19 protein-coding genes are annotated in these 15,780 nt (G+C 59.7%); 8 read left to right on the top strand and 11 right to left on the bottom strand.

From position 1 onward, the window contains the following. Positions 1–83: 83 nt before the first annotated feature. On the top strand, positions 84–437 hold the full coding sequence (gene uraH, locus ACYZUD_RS12495) for a hydroxyisourate hydrolase (RefSeq protein WP_462024278.1): 354 nt from the start codon (positions 84–86) through the stop codon (positions 435–437). 205 nt (positions 438–642) lie between these two features. Here the strand turns inward: uraH and ACYZUD_RS12490 are convergent, their stop codons facing one another. The 3 genes from ACYZUD_RS12490 to ACYZUD_RS12480 all read right to left on the bottom strand — a co-directional run bounded on the left by ACYZUD_RS12490 (position 643) and on the right by ACYZUD_RS12480 (position 3,429). After that, complete coding sequence (locus tag ACYZUD_RS12490; RefSeq protein ID WP_462024277.1) at positions 643–1,269, bottom strand: LysE family translocator; 627 nt, start codon at positions 1,267–1,269, stop codon at positions 643–645. Positions 1,270–1,341: 72 nt separating this feature from the next. Beyond that, the gene (locus tag ACYZUD_RS12485) at positions 1,342–2,691 is read right to left on the bottom strand and encodes an NCS2 family permease (RefSeq protein WP_462024276.1); all 1,350 of its coding nucleotides are present in this window, start codon (positions 2,689–2,691) and stop codon (positions 1,342–1,344) included. Positions 2,692–2,985: 294 nt separating this feature from the next. Next, positions 2,986–3,429 (bottom strand): MarR family winged helix-turn-helix transcriptional regulator, encoded by a 444-nt coding sequence (locus ACYZUD_RS12480; RefSeq protein ID WP_462024275.1) that lies wholly within the window; start codon positions 3,427–3,429, stop codon positions 2,986–2,988. Positions 3,430–3,510: 81 nt separating this feature from the next. Between ACYZUD_RS12480 and ACYZUD_RS12475 the strand changes: the two genes are divergently transcribed. Then, positions 3,511–4,677: an aminotransferase-like domain-containing protein gene (locus ACYZUD_RS12475; RefSeq protein WP_462024274.1), complete on the top strand. Its 1,167-nt coding sequence runs from the start codon at positions 3,511–3,513 to the stop codon at positions 4,675–4,677. Positions 4,678–4,857: 180 nt separating this feature from the next. Here ACYZUD_RS12475 and ACYZUD_RS12470 read toward each other — a convergent pair whose 3' ends face one another. From ACYZUD_RS12470 to ACYZUD_RS12450, 5 genes are all read right to left on the bottom strand, one after another. Further along, entirely contained in the window at positions 4,858–5,229 is a 372-nt protein-coding gene (locus ACYZUD_RS12470) for a glutathione S-transferase N-terminal domain-containing protein (RefSeq protein ID WP_462024273.1), read from the bottom strand. A gap of 101 nt (positions 5,230–5,330) precedes the next feature. Continuing rightward, positions 5,331–5,876, bottom strand: coding sequence for a GTP cyclohydrolase I FolE (folE, locus tag ACYZUD_RS12465; protein WP_003204506.1), 546 nt, complete (start codon positions 5,874–5,876; stop codon positions 5,331–5,333). Between the two features lie 77 nt (positions 5,877–5,953). Then, positions 5,954–6,511 (bottom strand): Smr/MutS family protein, encoded by a 558-nt coding sequence (locus tag ACYZUD_RS12460; protein ID WP_017339764.1) that lies wholly within the window; start codon positions 6,509–6,511, stop codon positions 5,954–5,956. Positions 6,512–6,598: 87 nt separating this feature from the next. Further along, on the bottom strand, positions 6,599–6,919 hold the full coding sequence (locus tag ACYZUD_RS12455; protein WP_462024272.1) for a hypothetical protein: 321 nt from the start codon (positions 6,917–6,919) through the stop codon (positions 6,599–6,601). A gap of 131 nt (positions 6,920–7,050) precedes the next feature. Further along, on the bottom strand, positions 7,051–7,641 hold the full coding sequence (locus ACYZUD_RS12450) for a cysteine hydrolase family protein (RefSeq protein ID WP_462024271.1): 591 nt from the start codon (positions 7,639–7,641) through the stop codon (positions 7,051–7,053). A 239-nt stretch (positions 7,642–7,880) separates the two neighbouring features. Here ACYZUD_RS12450 and prmB point away from each other — a divergent pair, with 239 nt between their 5' ends. Next, a complete protein-coding gene (prmB, locus tag ACYZUD_RS12445) occupies positions 7,881–8,789 on the top strand; it encodes a 50S ribosomal protein L3 N(5)-glutamine methyltransferase (protein WP_462024270.1) in 909 nt (302 codons plus the stop codon). 81 nt (positions 8,790–8,870) lie between these two features. On the opposite strand, the gene ACYZUD_RS12440 is transcribed toward prmB, so the two are convergent. Continuing rightward, a complete protein-coding gene (locus ACYZUD_RS12440; protein WP_462024269.1) occupies positions 8,871–9,662 on the bottom strand; it encodes a hypothetical protein in 792 nt (263 codons plus the stop codon). Between the two features lie 132 nt (positions 9,663–9,794). Next, positions 9,795–10,793, bottom strand: coding sequence for an alpha/beta hydrolase (locus tag ACYZUD_RS12435; RefSeq protein WP_462024268.1), 999 nt, complete (start codon positions 10,791–10,793; stop codon positions 9,795–9,797). Positions 10,794–10,876: 83 nt separating this feature from the next. On the opposite strand from ACYZUD_RS12435, the gene aroC reads away from it, so the two are divergent. From aroC to mtnC, 5 genes are all read left to right on the top strand, one after another. Continuing rightward, on the top strand, positions 10,877–11,968 hold the full coding sequence (gene aroC / locus ACYZUD_RS12430; protein WP_462024267.1) for a chorismate synthase: 1,092 nt from the start codon (positions 10,877–10,879) through the stop codon (positions 11,966–11,968). Between the two features lie 28 nt (positions 11,969–11,996). Continuing rightward, complete coding sequence (locus tag ACYZUD_RS12425) at positions 11,997–13,148, top strand: MFS transporter (protein ID WP_462024266.1); 1,152 nt, start codon at positions 11,997–11,999, stop codon at positions 13,146–13,148. After that, on the top strand, positions 13,145–13,765 hold the full coding sequence (locus tag ACYZUD_RS12420) for a methylthioribulose 1-phosphate dehydratase (RefSeq protein ID WP_462024265.1): 621 nt from the start codon (positions 13,145–13,147) through the stop codon (positions 13,763–13,765). The genes ACYZUD_RS12425 and ACYZUD_RS12420 overlap by 4 nt, the downstream gene beginning before the upstream one ends. Before the next feature lie 98 nt (positions 13,766–13,863). Then, the gene (locus tag ACYZUD_RS12415; protein ID WP_462024264.1) at positions 13,864–14,409 is read left to right on the top strand and encodes a 1,2-dihydroxy-3-keto-5-methylthiopentene dioxygenase; all 546 of its coding nucleotides are present in this window, start codon (positions 13,864–13,866) and stop codon (positions 14,407–14,409) included. A gap of 4 nt (positions 14,410–14,413) precedes the next feature. Next, the gene (mtnC, locus tag ACYZUD_RS12410; protein ID WP_462024263.1) at positions 14,414–15,097 is read left to right on the top strand and encodes an acireductone synthase; all 684 of its coding nucleotides are present in this window, start codon (positions 14,414–14,416) and stop codon (positions 15,095–15,097) included. Positions 15,098–15,282: 185 nt separating this feature from the next. On the opposite strand, the gene ACYZUD_RS12405 is transcribed toward mtnC, so the two are convergent. Then, on the bottom strand, positions 15,283–15,561 hold the full coding sequence (locus ACYZUD_RS12405) for a DUF3509 domain-containing protein (protein ID WP_462024262.1): 279 nt from the start codon (positions 15,559–15,561) through the stop codon (positions 15,283–15,285). Positions 15,562–15,780 lie beyond the last annotated feature (219 nt).

Here is a 15,780-nt window from a genome sequence, read left to right as displayed (position 1 = left end):
TTCGAAACGGTGCGGTCTCCTTTTCAACTGACTTCGGGAGGCGCGAGGTCTGACTGCTCCACGCAGGCAGGCGCGCAGAATCAATGGGACGTTTGACTACACACGTTTTGGACGCTGCACACGGTTGTCCGGGCAGTTCGATCAAGGTCGAGCTGTACCGCGTTGAAGGCTCGCAGCTGGAATGGGTTGCCACTGCGGTTACCAACAGCGATGGCCGTGTCGATGCGCCGTTGCTGCAAGGCGATGACTACCGCTCCGGGGTCTATCAGGTTCAGTTTCATGCGGGCGATTACTACCGCGCTCGTGGCGTTCAGCTGCCGGAACCTGCGTTCCTGGATGTGGTGGTGCTGCGTTTTGGCATCTCTGCGGAGCAGGATCACTACCATGTCCCGCTGCTGATTTCGCCGTACAGCTATTCCACGTACCGCGGCAGTTGATCCCCCAAGCAGCTGCCTCAATCTGGAAGCGACTGCGCATATAGCTTCTTTGGTCTTTTGCCCGCTCACACTGCGGGCTTTTTTTTGCCTTTGGGAAAGTCAAAAGATCGCAGCCTCGTTTCACTCGACAGCTCCTACAGGGGATCGCGGTTTCCTGTAGGCGCTGTCGAGTGAAACGAGGCTGCGATCTTTTGATCTTGCTTTACTAACGGCTCAACAACGACGCCGCACCGGCACCACTGAACAACCCCGCACTCACCCGGTTAAACCAACTCTGCCCCTTGCCACTGCGCAGATACCGCGCTGCGCCATGGGCGCCCAGGCCATAGGCCAACTTGCACAGCAAATCCAGCACCGTCCAGGTCGCAATCATCACCAGCAGTTGCGGCAGGAACGGCTGCTCGGCGCTCAAGAACTGCGGCAAAAATGCGGCGAAGAACAGAATGTCTTTCGGGTTGCTTGCACCCAGCATGAACGCGCGCCCGAACAGGGCACGGAAGCGTGGAACCGGTGCAGCCTGGGGCACTTCGGCGCCCACCGAAGGCAGACGCGACTGCTGCCAGCTCTGCCAGGCGAGGTAGAACAGGTACAGCGCGCCGACGATCTTCAGGGCGCTGAACAGCTGTTCCGACGCCAGCAGCAACGCGCCCAGCCCCAAGGCCGAAGCACTGAGCAAGCAGATCGAGGCAATCACACCGCCCAGAAACGCCGGGTAAGAACGGCGCAAACCGTAATTCAGACTGTTGCTGATCATCAGCAAAGACAGGGGCCCCGGGATCAGGATCACCACCAGCGCCGCGCCGCTGAACAGCAGCCAGGTTTCCAGACTCATCACTTTCCTCCATTTGTGCAAAAGCCCCACCCGACGGGGTGAGGCTGGTTTGAAACGCGTACTGCCTGACGCTTACAAGAAAATGAACTTGGCGATGAAGATCGCGCAGAGCACCCACAGACTGATGGAAATTTCCTTGTGCTTGCCGGTACAGGCCTTCAGTACCACGTAAGTAATAAAGCCCAGCGCGATGCCGTCGGCGACCGAGAAGGTCAGCGGCATCATGATCGCCGTGACGATCGCCGGAATACTGTCGGTCGCTTCGTCCCATTCGATGTGCGCCATGCCGCCCATCATCAGCATCGCCACATAAATCAGCGCACCGGCGGTGGCGTAAGCGGGAATCATGCCAGCCAGCGGGGCGAAAAACATTGCCGCAATAAATAGCACACCTACGGTCACTGCGGTAAGACCAGTCCGACCACCTGCCGCTACACCCGCGGCACTTTCCACGTAGCTGGTGACCGGCGGCACACCGACCACCGCACCAAATACGCTGGATGCGCTGTCGGCTTTCAGGGCGCGGGAGAGGTTTTCGATCTTGCCGTCGGCGTTCACCAGGCCGGCGCGTTGGGCTACACCCATCAAGGTGCCGGCGGTGTCGAACATGTGCACGAAGAGGAACGCCAGCACCACGCTGATCATGCTGACGTTGAATACGCCGGCGATGTCCATGGCCATCCAGGTCGGGGCCAGGCTCGGCGGAGCCGACATCAGGCCCTCGTAATGCACCAGCCCCAGGCCCCAACCGGCCAAGGTAACGGTGATGATGCTGATGAGGATCGCGCCGAACACTTTGTGGTAGCTGAGCACGGCGATCATCAGGAAGCAGATGGCGGCGAGCAGTGGGCCAGGCTCGCGCAGGGAGCCGAGTTTGATCAGGGTGGCCGGGCTATCGACGACGATGCCGGCGGTTTTCAAACCGATCAGCCCCAGGAACAGGCCCACGCCGGCGCCCATGGCATAGCGCAAGCTCACCGGGATGCTGTTGAGCAACCATTCGCGAATCCGGGAAAAGGTCAGGAACATGAACAACACACCGGAGATGAACACTGCACCGAGTGCGGTTTCCCAGTTGTAGCCCATGGTGCCGACCACGGTGTAGGTGAAGAAGGCGTTCAGGCCCATGCCCGGCGCCAGGCCAACCGGCCAGTTGGCGTATAGCCCCATCAGCAGGCAACCCAGCGCGGCGGCGATGCAGGTGGCGACGAATGCGGCACCGTGATCGATCCCGGCGTCGGCCATGATGTTGGGGTTGACGAAGATGATGTAAGCCATGGTGATGAAGGTTGTCAGACCGGCAATCAACTCGGTCTTCACCGTGGTGCCGTGCAAGCTGAGTTTGAAGATGCGCTCCAGCCAGCCATTGCGTAACGGCGGCGAGAGTTCCAGCGTAGGGGCTTCGGATTTGCGGCTTTCCACAGCGAGTACTCCTCAAGAGTTTTATTGTTATTTCCAGGGCCGGACCCATGAGGGTGGCGGCGGCCCTTTGAGGCACTTGCGAATTTGTTGACCTGTTGGTCAAGAACTCGCACGAAGTGGATTATGCTTTTGTATACAAAGAAAGCAAATAATGTTTTTGATTTTGTAGACGAAAAGTTTGGCAATAGGGATATATCGCCAGAACGGACGCTATCGCGAGCAAGCCGGTCTCGCTCCCACAGTTGGCCGCATTCCCCTGTGGGAGCGAGCCTGCTCGCGATGGATTTTCAGGTATCAGGTTTTTTGTTGGTTCTCACCAAGCGCAAGATTCACCGCCAACCATCCATTCACCGCCGTCTCCCCAGCCTCGGCAAACACCCGCTCCAGCAATTTCACCTGCTCACGCCGCAGTGACTGCTCGAAACGCGCCCCATCATCAGTCAATTCCAGCAGCCGCTTACGCTTGTCGGTCTCGGACGCAACGCTGTTCACCAGATGCATTTCCACCAACTGCCGTAAGGGAATGTTCAGCGCCTGCTTGCTCACACCGAGCAACGCCAGCAACTCCTTGACGCTCAGGGCGGGGTAACGGGCAATGAAAAATACGATGCGCTGATGCACCCGGCTCAGACCGCGACGTTCGAGCATTTCGTCGGCCTTGGCGGTGAAGGCCTGATAGCCGAAGAAAAACGCTTCCATGGCTTGTTGCTGGGTACCGGGGTTTTTAAGGTCAAGCATGTTGACGTATCCACTCGGGTTGTCGTAATTTCGGTCAACCAGTTTGACTCATTTTCCTCAGGCCTCGCTACCGGTGACCCCATGGCTTTTTCCGAACGTGTCTCGCGCCTTAAAAGTTCTTTGATCCGTGAAATCCTCGCCGCCGCCCAGCGTCCGCAAGTGATGTCGTTCGCTGGCGGCTTGCCTGCCGAAGCCATGCTGCCGAAAGTCGAGTGGGCCGACATGCCGCTGTCCATGGGCCAATACGGCATGAGCGAAGGTGAACCGGCGTTGCGTGAAGCCCTGGCCGCCGAGGCGCGGGCGCTGGGCGTGCCGTGCGAGGCGAGTCAGGTGCTGGTGGTCAGCGGTTCACAGCAAACCCTCGATCTGGCGGCCAAGCTCTACATCGACAAAGGCACCGAGATCCTGCTCGAAGCGCCGACTTATCTTGCGGCATTGCAGATCTTTCAGCTGTTCGGCGCCGACTGCATCACCGTCCCGCTGGAGGCTGATGGTCCGAATCTGACGGAGCTGCGCGCACGCCTGGAAAAACACCGTCCGGCGTTCATCTACCTGATCCCGACCTTCCAGAACCCGTCGGCGGTGCGCTACAGCGAAGCCAAGCGCGATGCCGTGGCAGCTTTGCTGGATGAGTTCGATGTGACCCTGATCGAAGACGAGCCTTACCGCGAGCTGACGTTCGACGGCGGCAGTGCTACGCCGATTGTCAGTCGTTTGAAAAAGACCAGTTGGATCTACACCGGCACCGTGTCGAAAACCCTGTTGCCGGGGTTGCGGGTCGGTTATCTGATCGCCAGTCCGGATTTGTTCCCGCACCTGTTGCGGCTCAAACAATCGGCGGATCTGCACACTAATCGGGTTGGCCAGTGGCAAGCGTTGCAATGGATCGGCACAGAGAAATTCCGCCATCACCTGAGCGAGTTGCGAGGGTTTTACCGGGTGCGTCGGGATGCATTCCAGTCGGCATTGCAAACGCACTTTTCCGATCTGGCGGATTGGAACGTGCCGCAGGGCGGGTTGTTTTTCTGGCTGACGCTCAAGCAACCGCTGGATACCCGCACCCTGCTCAAGGCTGCGCTGGCGGCGGATGTGGCGTTCATGCCGGGCGAGCCGTTCTTCCCCGAGCCGGACAACAATCCGGGGCATTTGCGGCTCAACTTCAGCCACATCGACCCGGCACGGCTGGATGAAGGGCTCAAGCGATTGGCTGCTGTCGTGCGTGAGGCTCAGGCGGCAAAAGCGGCTTGAGGGAAGGGCAGAAACAAATAAACCGGCCATTGGGCCGGTTTATTTTTGTTTGAAGTTTGCGGTGCCTGGGGAGGCGTCATCGCGAGCAGGCTCGCTCCCACATTGGATTCTGTTGTGATCACAAATTACTGTGGGAGCGAGCCTGCTCGCGATAGCGTCAGTCAGAACCCCACAAAAACATCAGTCCGCCGCAAACCGCTTATCCAGATAATCAATAATCACCTTGGACTCATACATCCAGGTCGTCTGGCCATTCTCTTCAATACGCAGGCACGGCACCTTGATCTTGCCGCCGTGTTCCAGCAGCGCTTGGCGATCCTGCTCATTGTTCTTCGCATCGCGCAACGCCACCGGCACATTCAGGCGGCGCAGAGTGCGGCGGGTTTTCACGCAGAACGGGCAGGCGTGAAACTGATACAGCGTCAGGCCTTTGGCGACCGCTTCGACCTGGGCCTGAGCCTCGGCAGGACGCTGCTTCTTGCCAGGGCGAGTGATGAAGTCGATGAAGATGATCAGTTGGCCAAGGCCGACACGAAGCGCTTTAACGAACACGGTATAAGCCTCACAGGGGCGACAGAAGGCGCGCAGCTTACCTGATTTTTCGCAGACGAAAAAAAACCGGCGATGAATGCCGGTTTTCTTCGTGCTGCCCGTTACTTGATCAGGCTGAGAAACTCGCTGCGGGTGGCTGCGTTTTCGCGGAACTCACCCAGCATCACCGAGGTGATCATCGACGAATTCTGTTTCTCCACACCGCGCATCATCATGCACATGTGCTTGGCCTCGATCACCACCGCAACACCCAGGGCGCCGGTGACTTGCTGGACCGCATCGGCGATCTGGCGGCTGAGGTTTTCCTGGATCTGCAGGCGGCGGGCGTACATATCGACGATCCGCGCGACTTTCGACAGCCCCAACACCTTGCCGCTCGGGATGTAGGCGACATGGGCCTTGCCGATGAACGGCAGCAGGTGGTGTTCGCACAACGAGTAGAGCTCGATGTCCTTGACCAGCACCATTTCACTGTTGTCGGAGCTGAACAAGGCACCGTTGGTGACTTCTTCGAGTGTCTGTTCGTAACCGCGGCAGAGGTACTGCATGGCTTTGGCGGCACGTTTTGGCGTGTCGAGCAGGCCCTCGCGGGACACGTCCTCGCCCAATTGGCCGAGAATCGCGGTGTAATTCTGTTCCAGGGACATGAAACTACCTGTGGGATTTTACGCAAAGGGCAAGGGTACGGTGGCAAACACGGCGCTGCAAGCGTGAAGCGACAGCTTTACTCGTCGCGACCCTCCATCATGGTTCGTTTGAGCATTACATAAACCGCTCCGGCGCCGCCGTGTCTGGCCTGGCACGAAGTGAAGCCGAGTACCTGTGAATGCTGGCGCAGCCAGGTGTTGACGTGGCTTTTGATCATCGGTCGCTTGCCGTCCAGACGCACGGCTTTGCCGTGAGTGACGCGTACGCAGCGGATTTCGAATTTGGTTGCTTCGGCCAGGAAGGCCCAGAGGGTTTCCCGGGCCTTTTCCACGCTCATGCCGTGCAGGTCGAGGCTGCCTTCGAACGGAATCTGTCCGATCTTGAGCTTGCGCATCTGGCTTTCCTGAACGCCGTCGCGCGCCCACATCAGCTCGTCTTCCGGGCCGACGTCGATGACGAACTGATCGGACAGCCCGTCAACGGTGGTGGCGTCGGTGCGCACGGTGGCGGCCTGACGCAGCTTGGCGATTTGCGCGCGGTCAGCCTTGGGTTTGCCGGTTTCGGCGCGATCGTGCTTGATCGGCTTGACGCCTTGGATCGCGCTTTTGAACAGGGAAAAATCGTCGTCTTGCATGTCAGCCTCCGCGAAGGGCGGCCAGTTTACCCAAGTCGAGGCGCTATCCATAACAATTGGGGTCCGGCAAAACGCCAGGCCCTCAATTCAGTCGTGTTTTTTCATCAGGTGCGGGGACATGTTGAGCTCCCGCGACTGGCGCGCACGGCGACGGCAACGACGCCACAGCCACACGCCCATGTACAGCAAGAACAGGCCAACCGCCAGAATGATTGCCGAGCCCAAGGGGCTGGCATTCAACTCGCCGAGTGCCGGTGGGCGACCCAGCAGGCTGGCGGTACCGGCCATCGCCAGCAACACACCGCACGTTGCCAGCAAGGCAGCAAACGCTGCGCCGAATCGAAAACGCCAGTTGCTTTGGCCTTTGGGCCGCAAGCGGCGTGCGTCAAATCCATCGGATAACTTCATTCCGACCTTCCTCAATGGGTATCGGCCCTTCGACCGGGAGTTGACAGGGATGTTCCTGAGGCTAAGACAATTACAGCTAATGAGAGGCTTTAGCGGATGAGCGGCGGCATGAACCGCTCATCGAGCGTCGATCAGATCAGATCGTGGGTGAGGGCGAGGGTGGCGAAGTTGTCCGCCATGATCGCCATTTCGGTCTGCTGAACGTGCTCGGCACTCAGGACTCCACCCTTGTAGGGCAAATCGCGAGTGGCACAGGCATCCTCAACCAGCGTGCAACGAAAGCCCAGGTTCTTCGCGGCGCGCACGGTGGTGCTGACGCTGGAATGGCTCATGAAACCGCAAACGATCAAATCCAGCGAGCCGAGATTCTGCAGGCGCTCCAGCAGCTCGGTGCCGTGAAACGCACTTGGCAGCAATTTGCCGATGATGGTTTCGTCGGCCAGTGGTTCCAGGCCCGGAATAAACTCACCGCGCTCGCCCTGCGGATCGAACAGCCCACCGACGGTGCCAAGGTGACGCACATGCACGATCGGCCGACCGGCTGCACGGGCAGCGGTCACCAGTTGCTTGATGTTCGCGACGGCAGCATCCATGCCGCTCAGGGCCAGCGGGCCGCTGAGGTATTCTTTCTGGGCATCGATGATGACAAGGGTCGCATGACCCAGATTGGCTGCTGCGTAACCGCGGCCGCTGAGTTGAAACATCGTTTTTGGAACGGACATTCTGGGGCTCCTTCGGGTGGGGCTTTTGCGACATTGTCCTCTGGCTGAGCGCTTCTGTGAATCGCTACCATCGTAGGCGCCGTCGTTGCTGGCTCGCAGCCTTGTCAATATGCCCGTTTTGTTCAATAGCCAGCGGTAAAAATGGATATGTCCTACATCTGAGCCGGTGTTTTTCCTGCGTCGTCGTGGCGCGTTTTGGCTGTTAGAATCGCCAGTCGTTTTTTCTGGAGTTTGCCCCCGTGATCACTTCCCGACTTCGTACCCTGCGTGACCATATCCGTTGGGCCGTCAGCCGCTTCCATGGGGAGGATCTGTTTTTCGGCCATGGGACCGACAACGCCTGGGACGAAGCCCGTCAACTGGTGTTGGGTGCCTTGCACTTGCCGTGGGAAATTGCTGACAGCTACCTCGACTGTAATCTGGAAGAGGATGAACTGGTCAACCTGCAACGTATGCTCAAGCGCCGCATTGAAGAGCGCATTCCGACCGCTTACCTGCTGGGTGAAGCGTGGTTCTGCGGCATGTCGTTCATCGTCGACGAGCGCGTGTTGATCCCGCGTTCGCCGATCGGCGAGCTGATCGAAAAGCGTTTCGAACCGTGGCTGGGTGCCGACCCCGCGCGGATTCTTGACCTGTGCACCGGTTCCGGCTGCATCGGTATTGCCTGTGCCTACGAGTTCCAGAACGCCGAAGTGGTGTTGGCCGATCTATCATTTGAAGCACTGGAAGTGGCCAACCAGAACATCGAACGCCATGGCGTCGATGAGCGGGTGTACACGGTGCAGGGCGATGGTTTCGAGGGTTTGCCGGGTCAGCGTTTCGACCTGATCGTGTCGAACCCGCCTTACGTCGATGCGGAAGATTTCGCCGACATGCCGGACGAATACCAGCACGAACCGGAGCTGGGCCTGGCCTGTGGTGACGATGGGTTGAACCTGGTGCGACGCATGCTTGCCGAAGCGGCGGATCATCTGACCGAGAAAGGCTTGCTGATTGTCGAAGTGGGCAACAGCCAGGTTCACGTCGAGGCGCTGTACCCGGAAGTCGACTTCGCGTGGCTCGATTTCGAGCGCGGCGGGCATGGTGTGTTCATGTTGACGGCGGAGCAGTGCCGCGATCATCAGGCGTTGTTCGCGTCCCGCGTCTAACCCTAAAAGCAAAAGATCGCAGCCTGCGGCAGCTCCTACATCGATCGGTGTAGGAGCTGCCGCAGGCTGCGATCTTTTGATCTACCGGTGCGTAGCAATCCAGATCAACAGCCCCGCCTGAAACACCGAAAACGCCACCAGACAGGTGATGGTGAAGCGCAGTCCCGCGTCTTCACGCTTGAACTTGCTGACCTTTTCTTCCTGCTTCTTGAGTTTGACTTCCTGCTCGGCCAGATTCTGTTCGGCTTGCTGGAGCATCTGCGCCGCCTCGAGAATTTCCACCTGCTGCAGCTTTTCGGTGTTCCAGTCCGCCAGCAAGTCACCGACCTGCACCTCTTTGACGCTGCCCTTCAAATGCTGGGCGTCGGCGTAGGCCACGTCGAAACCGTGCACCCGCAGAAAGTGATCGCGGCGCAGGCGAGTGTCTTCGTTCAGCGCGTCCTTGTTGTTCAGGTCAGTGCCGTCGACGGTGTAACCGGGCCATCTCTTTTTTGCCCAGGTAATGCCTTGGGCCGCGATGTAACGCCCGATGCCACGGTTCATCGGCTCGATCTGCAAGCCGCTGTCAGGCCCGAAATGCACGCGTTTGGTGGTGTGATCGACCCACACGTCCAGATGATTCTGTTCCTTGCGCACGCGCTGGCCGGGCAACGAGATGGTCATGCGCATCAGGCTGTGTTTCTTGTCGTTGCGTTCGGCGTAACCGAATTCGACAAAGCGCAATGGCCGTCCACCGGTGTTGCGGTCGGTCTGCAACGGCGCCAGACGGAGCAGCTTGTGGTGCTCGACGTGGACGTCCGCCCACGGCAGTTCGACCGCTGGCGGTGCGTCCTTTTCAGCGGTGGTGTCGGGTGAAGTCTGGGTATCAGTCATAACGGCGAGATCCTGTCCAAGCTCAGCTTGTCGCCAGTCATAACGCTGGCGACAAAGGCTTATCGGCCGTTTTTTTCAGGACTGGAGGGCTAGGGGGCGTGAAAACTAGTTGAGAACGCCCCCTGACACCGGTTAACTGGTGCGAAGTCCGTCAATAAACCCGAGGATTCGTGCGCCGAGTTCGGCCGCCAGCGGTAATTGTGGATCCTTGTAGGAGGCCAATTGCCGCTTCACGTCGTTGGGCACGATGCGCATGACGTGGTTCATGCCTTCGATCAACGCCAGTTCGGCGTCCGGTTTGGCCGCCTTGAGCCGCCGGGCATCATCGACACCGACCTGGATATCGTTGCTGCCCTGGATGATCAGCGCCGGCATCTTCAGTTTGGCGAAAGCCGCTGCCGGATCCTGGCGGAACAGCGAAATCAGGTACGGCTGCACGCTCGGGCGGAAAATCACCTGCAATTGCGGCGGCACGTTGTCGTCGGTTTTCCCGGCCTTGAGGCTGTCGAGCAGCTCGTTGCTGCGCATCATCAGCGGTGGCGGCAGGCGATTGCTCAGTTGCTGGCGCAACACTTGATCGATCGGCCGGGCGCTGCCGGACATGGAAATCACCGCCGCGGCATCTATGCTCGGCGCCGCGAGGCTGGCGATCAACGCGCCTTCACTGTGACCCAGCAGGATCAGCTGGCCAAAGCGCGGGTCGGTTTTGAGTTTCTGGCCCCAGGCCTCGGCGTCGGCCACATAGGCTTCCACCGACAGATTGCGCTCGTCCGGGGTCGCCGCCAGGCTCGCCGCGACGCCACGCTTGTCGTAACGCACGCTGGCGATGTTGTGTTTGGCCAGCACCCAGGCCAGCCGTTTGAGGCTGTCGTTGCGTCCGCCGTCTGGGTTGTTTCCGTCGCGATCCGTAGGGCCGGAGCCGGAAATGATCAGGACAACCGGCACGGGTGTGTCGGATTTCGGCAGCAGCAGCGAGCCGAAAAGCTCCCCGGTACCTGTGTCTAAAGTGATCGGCCGTTGCAGGACAGTGGCCTGGACAAAGCCGGTAAACAGGGTAAGGCTCAAGGCTAGAACTCGCAGCATCATCACGCCATCATGAACAAGATGCCGGTTGGACTCGCGGGCACCCATAAGGTTCGAGGATGAACTACTCGGGTAGCCTGCGTATACTGGCGCGCATTACGTATTTGGTTCGATTTCACGGAGCGTCCTGCATGTCCGGCAATACCTACGGCAAGCTGTTCACTGTCACCACCGCAGGCGAAAGCCATGGTCCGGCGTTGGTCGCCATTGTCGACGGCTGCCCGCCGGGTCTGGAGATTTCCCTGGAGGATCTGCAACGCGACCTGGACCGCCGCAAACCCGGTACCAGCCGCCACACCACCCAGCGCCAGGAAGCCGACGAAGTCGAAATCCTCTCCGGCATTTTCGAGGGCCGCACCACCGGTTGCTCCATCGGTCTGTTGATCCGCAACACCGACCAGAAGTCCAAGGACTACTCGGCGATCAAGGATCTGTTTCGCCCGGCCCACGCCGATTACACCTATCACCACAAATACGGCGAACGCGATTACCGCGGCGGCGGTCGCAGCTCGGCGCGGGAAACCGCCATGCGCGTGGCGGCCGGCGCCATCGCCAAGAAGTACCTGGCCACCCAGGGCATCGTCATTCGCGGCTACATGAGCCAGCTCGGCCCGATCGAAATCCCGTTCAAGACCTGGGATTCGGTCGAAGAGAACGCGTTCTTCAGCCCCGACCCGGACAAAGTGCCGGAGCTGGAAGCCTATATGGACCAGTTGCGCCGCGACCAGGATTCGGTCGGCGCGAAGATTACCGTCGTCGCTGAAGGCGTGATGCCGGGCCTCGGCGAGCCGATCTTCGACCGCCTCGACGCTGAACTGGCCCATGCGCTGATGAGCATCAACGCGGTCAAGGGCGTGGAAATCGGCGCCGGTTTCGCCAGCGTCGCCCAGCGCGGCACCGAGCACCGCGATGAAATGACCCCGGAAGGTTTCCTCAGCAACAACGCCGGCGGCATTCTCGGTGGCATCTCGTCCGGTCAGCCGATCGTCGCGCACCTGGCACTCAAGCCGACGTCGAGCATCACCACGCCGGGTCGTTCCATCGACATCCATGGCAACCCGGTGGAAGTCGTCACCAAGGGGCGCCACGACCCGTGCGTCGGCATCCGCGCCACGCCGATTGCCGAGGCGATGATGGCCATCGTGCTGATGGATCACCTGCTGCGTCACCGCGGACAGAACGCTGGTGTGCGCGTGAGCACGCCGGTGCTGGGTCAGCTTTAATGGCTGACCTCACAGCCGCTGCGGTCTGATGACGGTGGCGGCGCTTCCGTACTGGCGGCTCTCCAGTTTCTATCTGTTCTATTTCGCCTTGCTCGGTTCGACAGCGCCGTTTCTGGCGCTGTACTTCGATCACCTGGGTTTCTCCAGCGCGCGCATCGGCGAACTGGTGGCGATCCCGATGCTGATGCGCTGCGTCGCCCCCAATATCTGGGGCTGGCTCGGGGATTACACCGGCCGTCGCCTGGCCATCGTGCGCTTCGGCGCGGTCTGCACGCTGCTGACCTTCTCGCTGATTTTCGTCAGCAAGACCTACGCCTGGCTGGCCATGGTCATGGCCTTGCACGCGTTTTTCTGGCACGCGGTGTTGCCGCAGTTCGAAGTCATCACCCTGGCGCATTTGAAGGGGCAGACGTCCCGCTACAGTCAGATTCGCTTGTGGGGTTCCATCGGTTTCATCATCACCGTGGTCGCGCTCGGTCGGCTGTTCGAAGGGCTCAGCCTCGACATCTACCCGGTGGCGCTGGTGCTGATCATGGCCGGGATCGTGGTCAGCAGCCTCTGGGTACCGAATGCCCAGCCGGCCCAGGGCGAACGCCTTGCCGGGGACGGGTTTCTCAAGCAGTTGCGCAGCCCCGGTGTGCTGGCGTTCTACGGTTGCGTGGCACTGATGCAGATGAGCCACGGTCCGTATTACACCTTTCTGACGTTGCACCTTGAGCGGCTCGGTTACAGCCGCGGGCTGATCGGTCTGCTGTGGGCGGTCGGCGTGGTCGCCGAAGTCTTGATGTTTTTGGCCATGAGCAAAATCCTTGCGCGGTTTTCCGTACGTCGGGTGCTGCTGGCGAGTTTTCTGCTGGCGGCGCTGCGTTGGTTGCTGTTGGGTTCGTTCGCTGAATTTCTATGGGTGCTGCTGTTCGCGCAGGTGCTGCACGCGGCCACCTTCGGCAGCTTTCACGCGGCTGCCATCCAGTTCGTGCAACGTAGCTTTGGTGCACGGCAGCAAGGGCAGGGCCAGGCGCTATACGCCGCACTGGCCGGCACCGGCGGTGCATTGGGTGCGTTGATCTCCGGCTACAGCTGGAATGCTCTCGGGGGCGCGTTCACCTTTAGTATTGCCAGTCTCGCCGCCTTCGCCGCCGCCATTATCATTGCCACACGTATGCAAGAGGACAGGCCATGAGCCTTACCCGTGAGCACCTCGCTCAGGAAATCATCGACGCCGGGCGTTTTCTGTATGGCCGAGGCTGGTCGCCAGCCACCAGCAGCAATTATTCGACCCGCCTGTCGCCGACCGAAGCCTTGCTGACGGTGTCCGGCAAACACAAGGGCCAATTGGGTATCGACGATGTGCTGGCGACCGACCTGTCGGGCAACAGCCTGGAGCCGGGCAAGAAACCGTCCGCCGAAACCCTGCTGCACACCCAGCTCTACCGCTGGCGCCCGGAGATCGGCGCGGTGCTGCACACTCACTCGGTGAACGCCACGGTGCTGTCGCGCCTGACGCCGCAAGCCTTCATCGAGTTCGAAGACTACGAACTGCAAAAAGCCTTCAGCGGCGTCTCGACCCACGAATCCCGGGTGCGCGTGCCGATTTTCGACAACGATCAGGACATTGCGCGTCTCGCCGCCAAGGTGCAGCCTTGGCTGGAAGTCCATCCCGATTGCGTCGGTTACCTGATCCGCGGCCACGGCCTCTACACCTGGGGTGCGCGCATGAGCGATGCATTGCGGCAGGTCGAGGCCTTTGAATTTTTGTTCGAGTGCGAGTTGAAAATGCGCACCGTATTGAACCGTTAAGACTTCCTTCACAAGAAGTCGCCAACCGCCTGATGAAATGCCATGCCTGACCGGTCTGTAAAAACCGGACGGCGAGGCCGATACCGAGGAAGTGCCCCATGAGCAGCCTGTCCGTTTATCACGTTTCAAGCCCCGAATTACCGAACAAGGTGCTGACCCACTTTGAAGACATCGCCTCGACCCTGGCCGAACAGGGCGTGCGCTTCGACCGTTGGCAAGCCTCGGCGAAAATCCAGCCCGGCGCCAGTCAGGAAGAAGTGATCGCCGCGTACCAGGAGCAAATCGACAAGCTGATGACCGAACACGGTTACATCACCGTCGATGTGATCAGCCTGAACAGCGATCACCCGCAAAAAGCCGAGTTGCGCGCCAAGTTCCTCGACGAACACCGCCATGTTGAAGACGAAGTACGATTTTTCGTTGCTGGCCGTGGCTTGTTCACCCTGCACATCGGCGATTACGTCTACGCCGTGCTCTGCGAGAAAAACGACCTGATCTCGGTGCCGGCCGGTACGCCGCACTGGTTTGACATGGGCGAGCATCCGCATTTTGTCGCGATCCGGTTGTTCAACAATCCGCAAGGCTGGGTGGCCAACTTCACCGGCGAAGACATCGCGAGTCGCTTCCCGCGCCTTGAGGACTGAACCGATGCCGATCAAAGCGATTCTCACCGACATCGAAGGCACCACCAGCGCGGTGAGTTTTGTGTTTGACGTGTTGTTTCCCTACGCCGCCAGACACCTGCCGGACTTCGTTCGCCAGAACGCCGGGCGCGCCGATGTGGCGGAGCAACTGGCCGCTGTTCGCCGGGACAGCGATGAACCGAACGCCGATGTCGAGCGGGTCATCGACATCCTCCTGGGCTGGATCGCCGAGGACCGCAAGGCGACACCGCTCAAGGCGTTGCAAGGCATGGTCTGGGAGCAGGGCTATCAGGCCGGGCAATTGAAAGGTCACGTGTACCCGGACGCCGTCGAAGCGCTCAAGCGCTGGCATCACGACGGCTTCAAACTGTTCGTTTATTCGTCGGGCTCGATCCAGGCGCAACGGCTGATCTTCGGCTGCTCGGAGGCGGGTGACTTGTCGCCGCTGTTCAGCGGCTATTTCGACACCACCTCGGGGCCCAAGCGTGAAGCACAGTCCTACGAGCGCATCACCCAGGCCATTGGCCTTCAGGCTTCGCAGATTCTGTTTCTGTCGGACGTCGTCGAGGAACTGGACGCGGCGCGGACGGCCGGGATGGCGACCTGCGGATTGGCCCGTGAAGGTGGCGAACTGGCGGGGCATGTGACCGTCGACAGCTTTGCGCGAATAGACCCTTCAACGTTTTAAGATCAAGGCACATAACCTGTGGGAGCGAGCCTGCTCGCGAAAGCGGTGTGCCATTCAGCAATGATGTTGCCTGACACGCCGTTTCGCGAGCAGGCTCGCTCCCACATGGATTGCTCGATTGCAGAAACAACTCAGGCCGTGAAGCGAAAGCTCTCACGGCCTGATCGTTTACAGCGTTGGGTGATTTACACCGAGTGGTAGGTCGGCAGGGCAAACCGTTGCTGGCTTTGCAGCATGGAGATCTGCGGCAGCTCGCTGGCCTGCTCGGCGATGTCACGGCGAATGGCGCTGATTACCCACGACAGTTGATCGCCAGCATGCAATTGCTGGTAGGAAATCGAGCGTTTGAACACTTTGCCTTCGGTACTGCACAACGTCAGCAGAATGCCACCGTCCGGGCGTGGCTGAGTGTTCACTTCGAAGTTGGAGAACAGGGACGAAAATTTTTCTTGAATCAGGCTCATGTCATCAGCTCCGTTAGCTCTTGAATGGCAAGCATGCAGAGGTAGTTGCAGTGATTGTGCCAGCACCTGATTTTTTAAAATTCGTTGTAAATCAATAGGTTAATTTTATGGTGATTTTTTTATTTCGTGCAATCTGCATGAATGGCCATCGTGCATCCTGCATTTTGCGTGGTCGGTGCGGATTCGATGGAACCATTCGCCCGCCAGAGGTTCACGGTT

This window comes from Pseudomonas sp. XS1P51 (genome assembly GCF_054897845.1).
Note: the sequence above shows the minus strand (reverse complement) of the source record. Positions and strands in the feature narration are given on the sequence as shown.

Excerpts from the sequence above, each read along its gene's own strand:
- ACYZUD_RS12415 (WP_462024264.1), top strand. The coding sequence starts at position 13,864 with ATGAGCAGCCTGTCCGTTTATCACGTTTCAAGCCCCGAATTACCGAAC.
- ACYZUD_RS12435 (WP_462024268.1), bottom strand. The coding sequence starts at position 10,793 with ATGGGTGCCCGCGAGTCCAACCGGCATCTTGTTCATGATGGCGTGATG.
- ACYZUD_RS12425 (WP_462024266.1), top strand. The coding sequence starts at position 11,997 with ATGACGGTGGCGGCGCTTCCGTACTGGCGGCTCTCCAGTTTCTATCTG.
- ACYZUD_RS12440 (WP_462024269.1), bottom strand. The coding sequence starts at position 9,662 with ATGACTGATACCCAGACTTCACCCGACACCACCGCTGAAAAGGACGCA.
- ACYZUD_RS12405 (WP_462024262.1), bottom strand. The coding sequence starts at position 15,561 with ATGAGCCTGATTCAAGAAAAATTTTCGTCCCTGTTCTCCAACTTCGAA.
- ACYZUD_RS12480 (WP_462024275.1), bottom strand. The coding sequence starts at position 3,429 with ATGCTTGACCTTAAAAACCCCGGTACCCAGCAACAAGCCATGGAAGCG.
- ACYZUD_RS12455 (WP_462024272.1), bottom strand. The coding sequence starts at position 6,919 with ATGAAGTTATCCGATGGATTTGACGCACGCCGCTTGCGGCCCAAAGGC.
- mtnC (WP_462024263.1), top strand. The coding sequence starts at position 14,414 with ATGCCGATCAAAGCGATTCTCACCGACATCGAAGGCACCACCAGCGCG.
- uraH (WP_462024278.1), top strand. The coding sequence starts at position 84 with ATGGGACGTTTGACTACACACGTTTTGGACGCTGCACACGGTTGTCCG.
- ACYZUD_RS12450 (WP_462024271.1), bottom strand. The coding sequence starts at position 7,641 with ATGTCCGTTCCAAAAACGATGTTTCAACTCAGCGGCCGCGGTTACGCA.
- ACYZUD_RS12460 (WP_017339764.1), bottom strand. The coding sequence starts at position 6,511 with ATGCAAGACGACGATTTTTCCCTGTTCAAAAGCGCGATCCAAGGCGTC.
- ACYZUD_RS12490 (WP_462024277.1), bottom strand. The coding sequence starts at position 1,269 with ATGAGTCTGGAAACCTGGCTGCTGTTCAGCGGCGCGGCGCTGGTGGTG.
- aroC (WP_462024267.1), top strand. The coding sequence starts at position 10,877 with ATGTCCGGCAATACCTACGGCAAGCTGTTCACTGTCACCACCGCAGGC.
- folE (WP_003204506.1), bottom strand. The coding sequence starts at position 5,876 with ATGTCCCTGGAACAGAATTACACCGCGATTCTCGGCCAATTGGGCGAG.
- ACYZUD_RS12475 (WP_462024274.1), top strand. The coding sequence starts at position 3,511 with ATGGCTTTTTCCGAACGTGTCTCGCGCCTTAAAAGTTCTTTGATCCGT.
- ACYZUD_RS12420 (WP_462024265.1), top strand. The coding sequence starts at position 13,145 with ATGAGCCTTACCCGTGAGCACCTCGCTCAGGAAATCATCGACGCCGGG.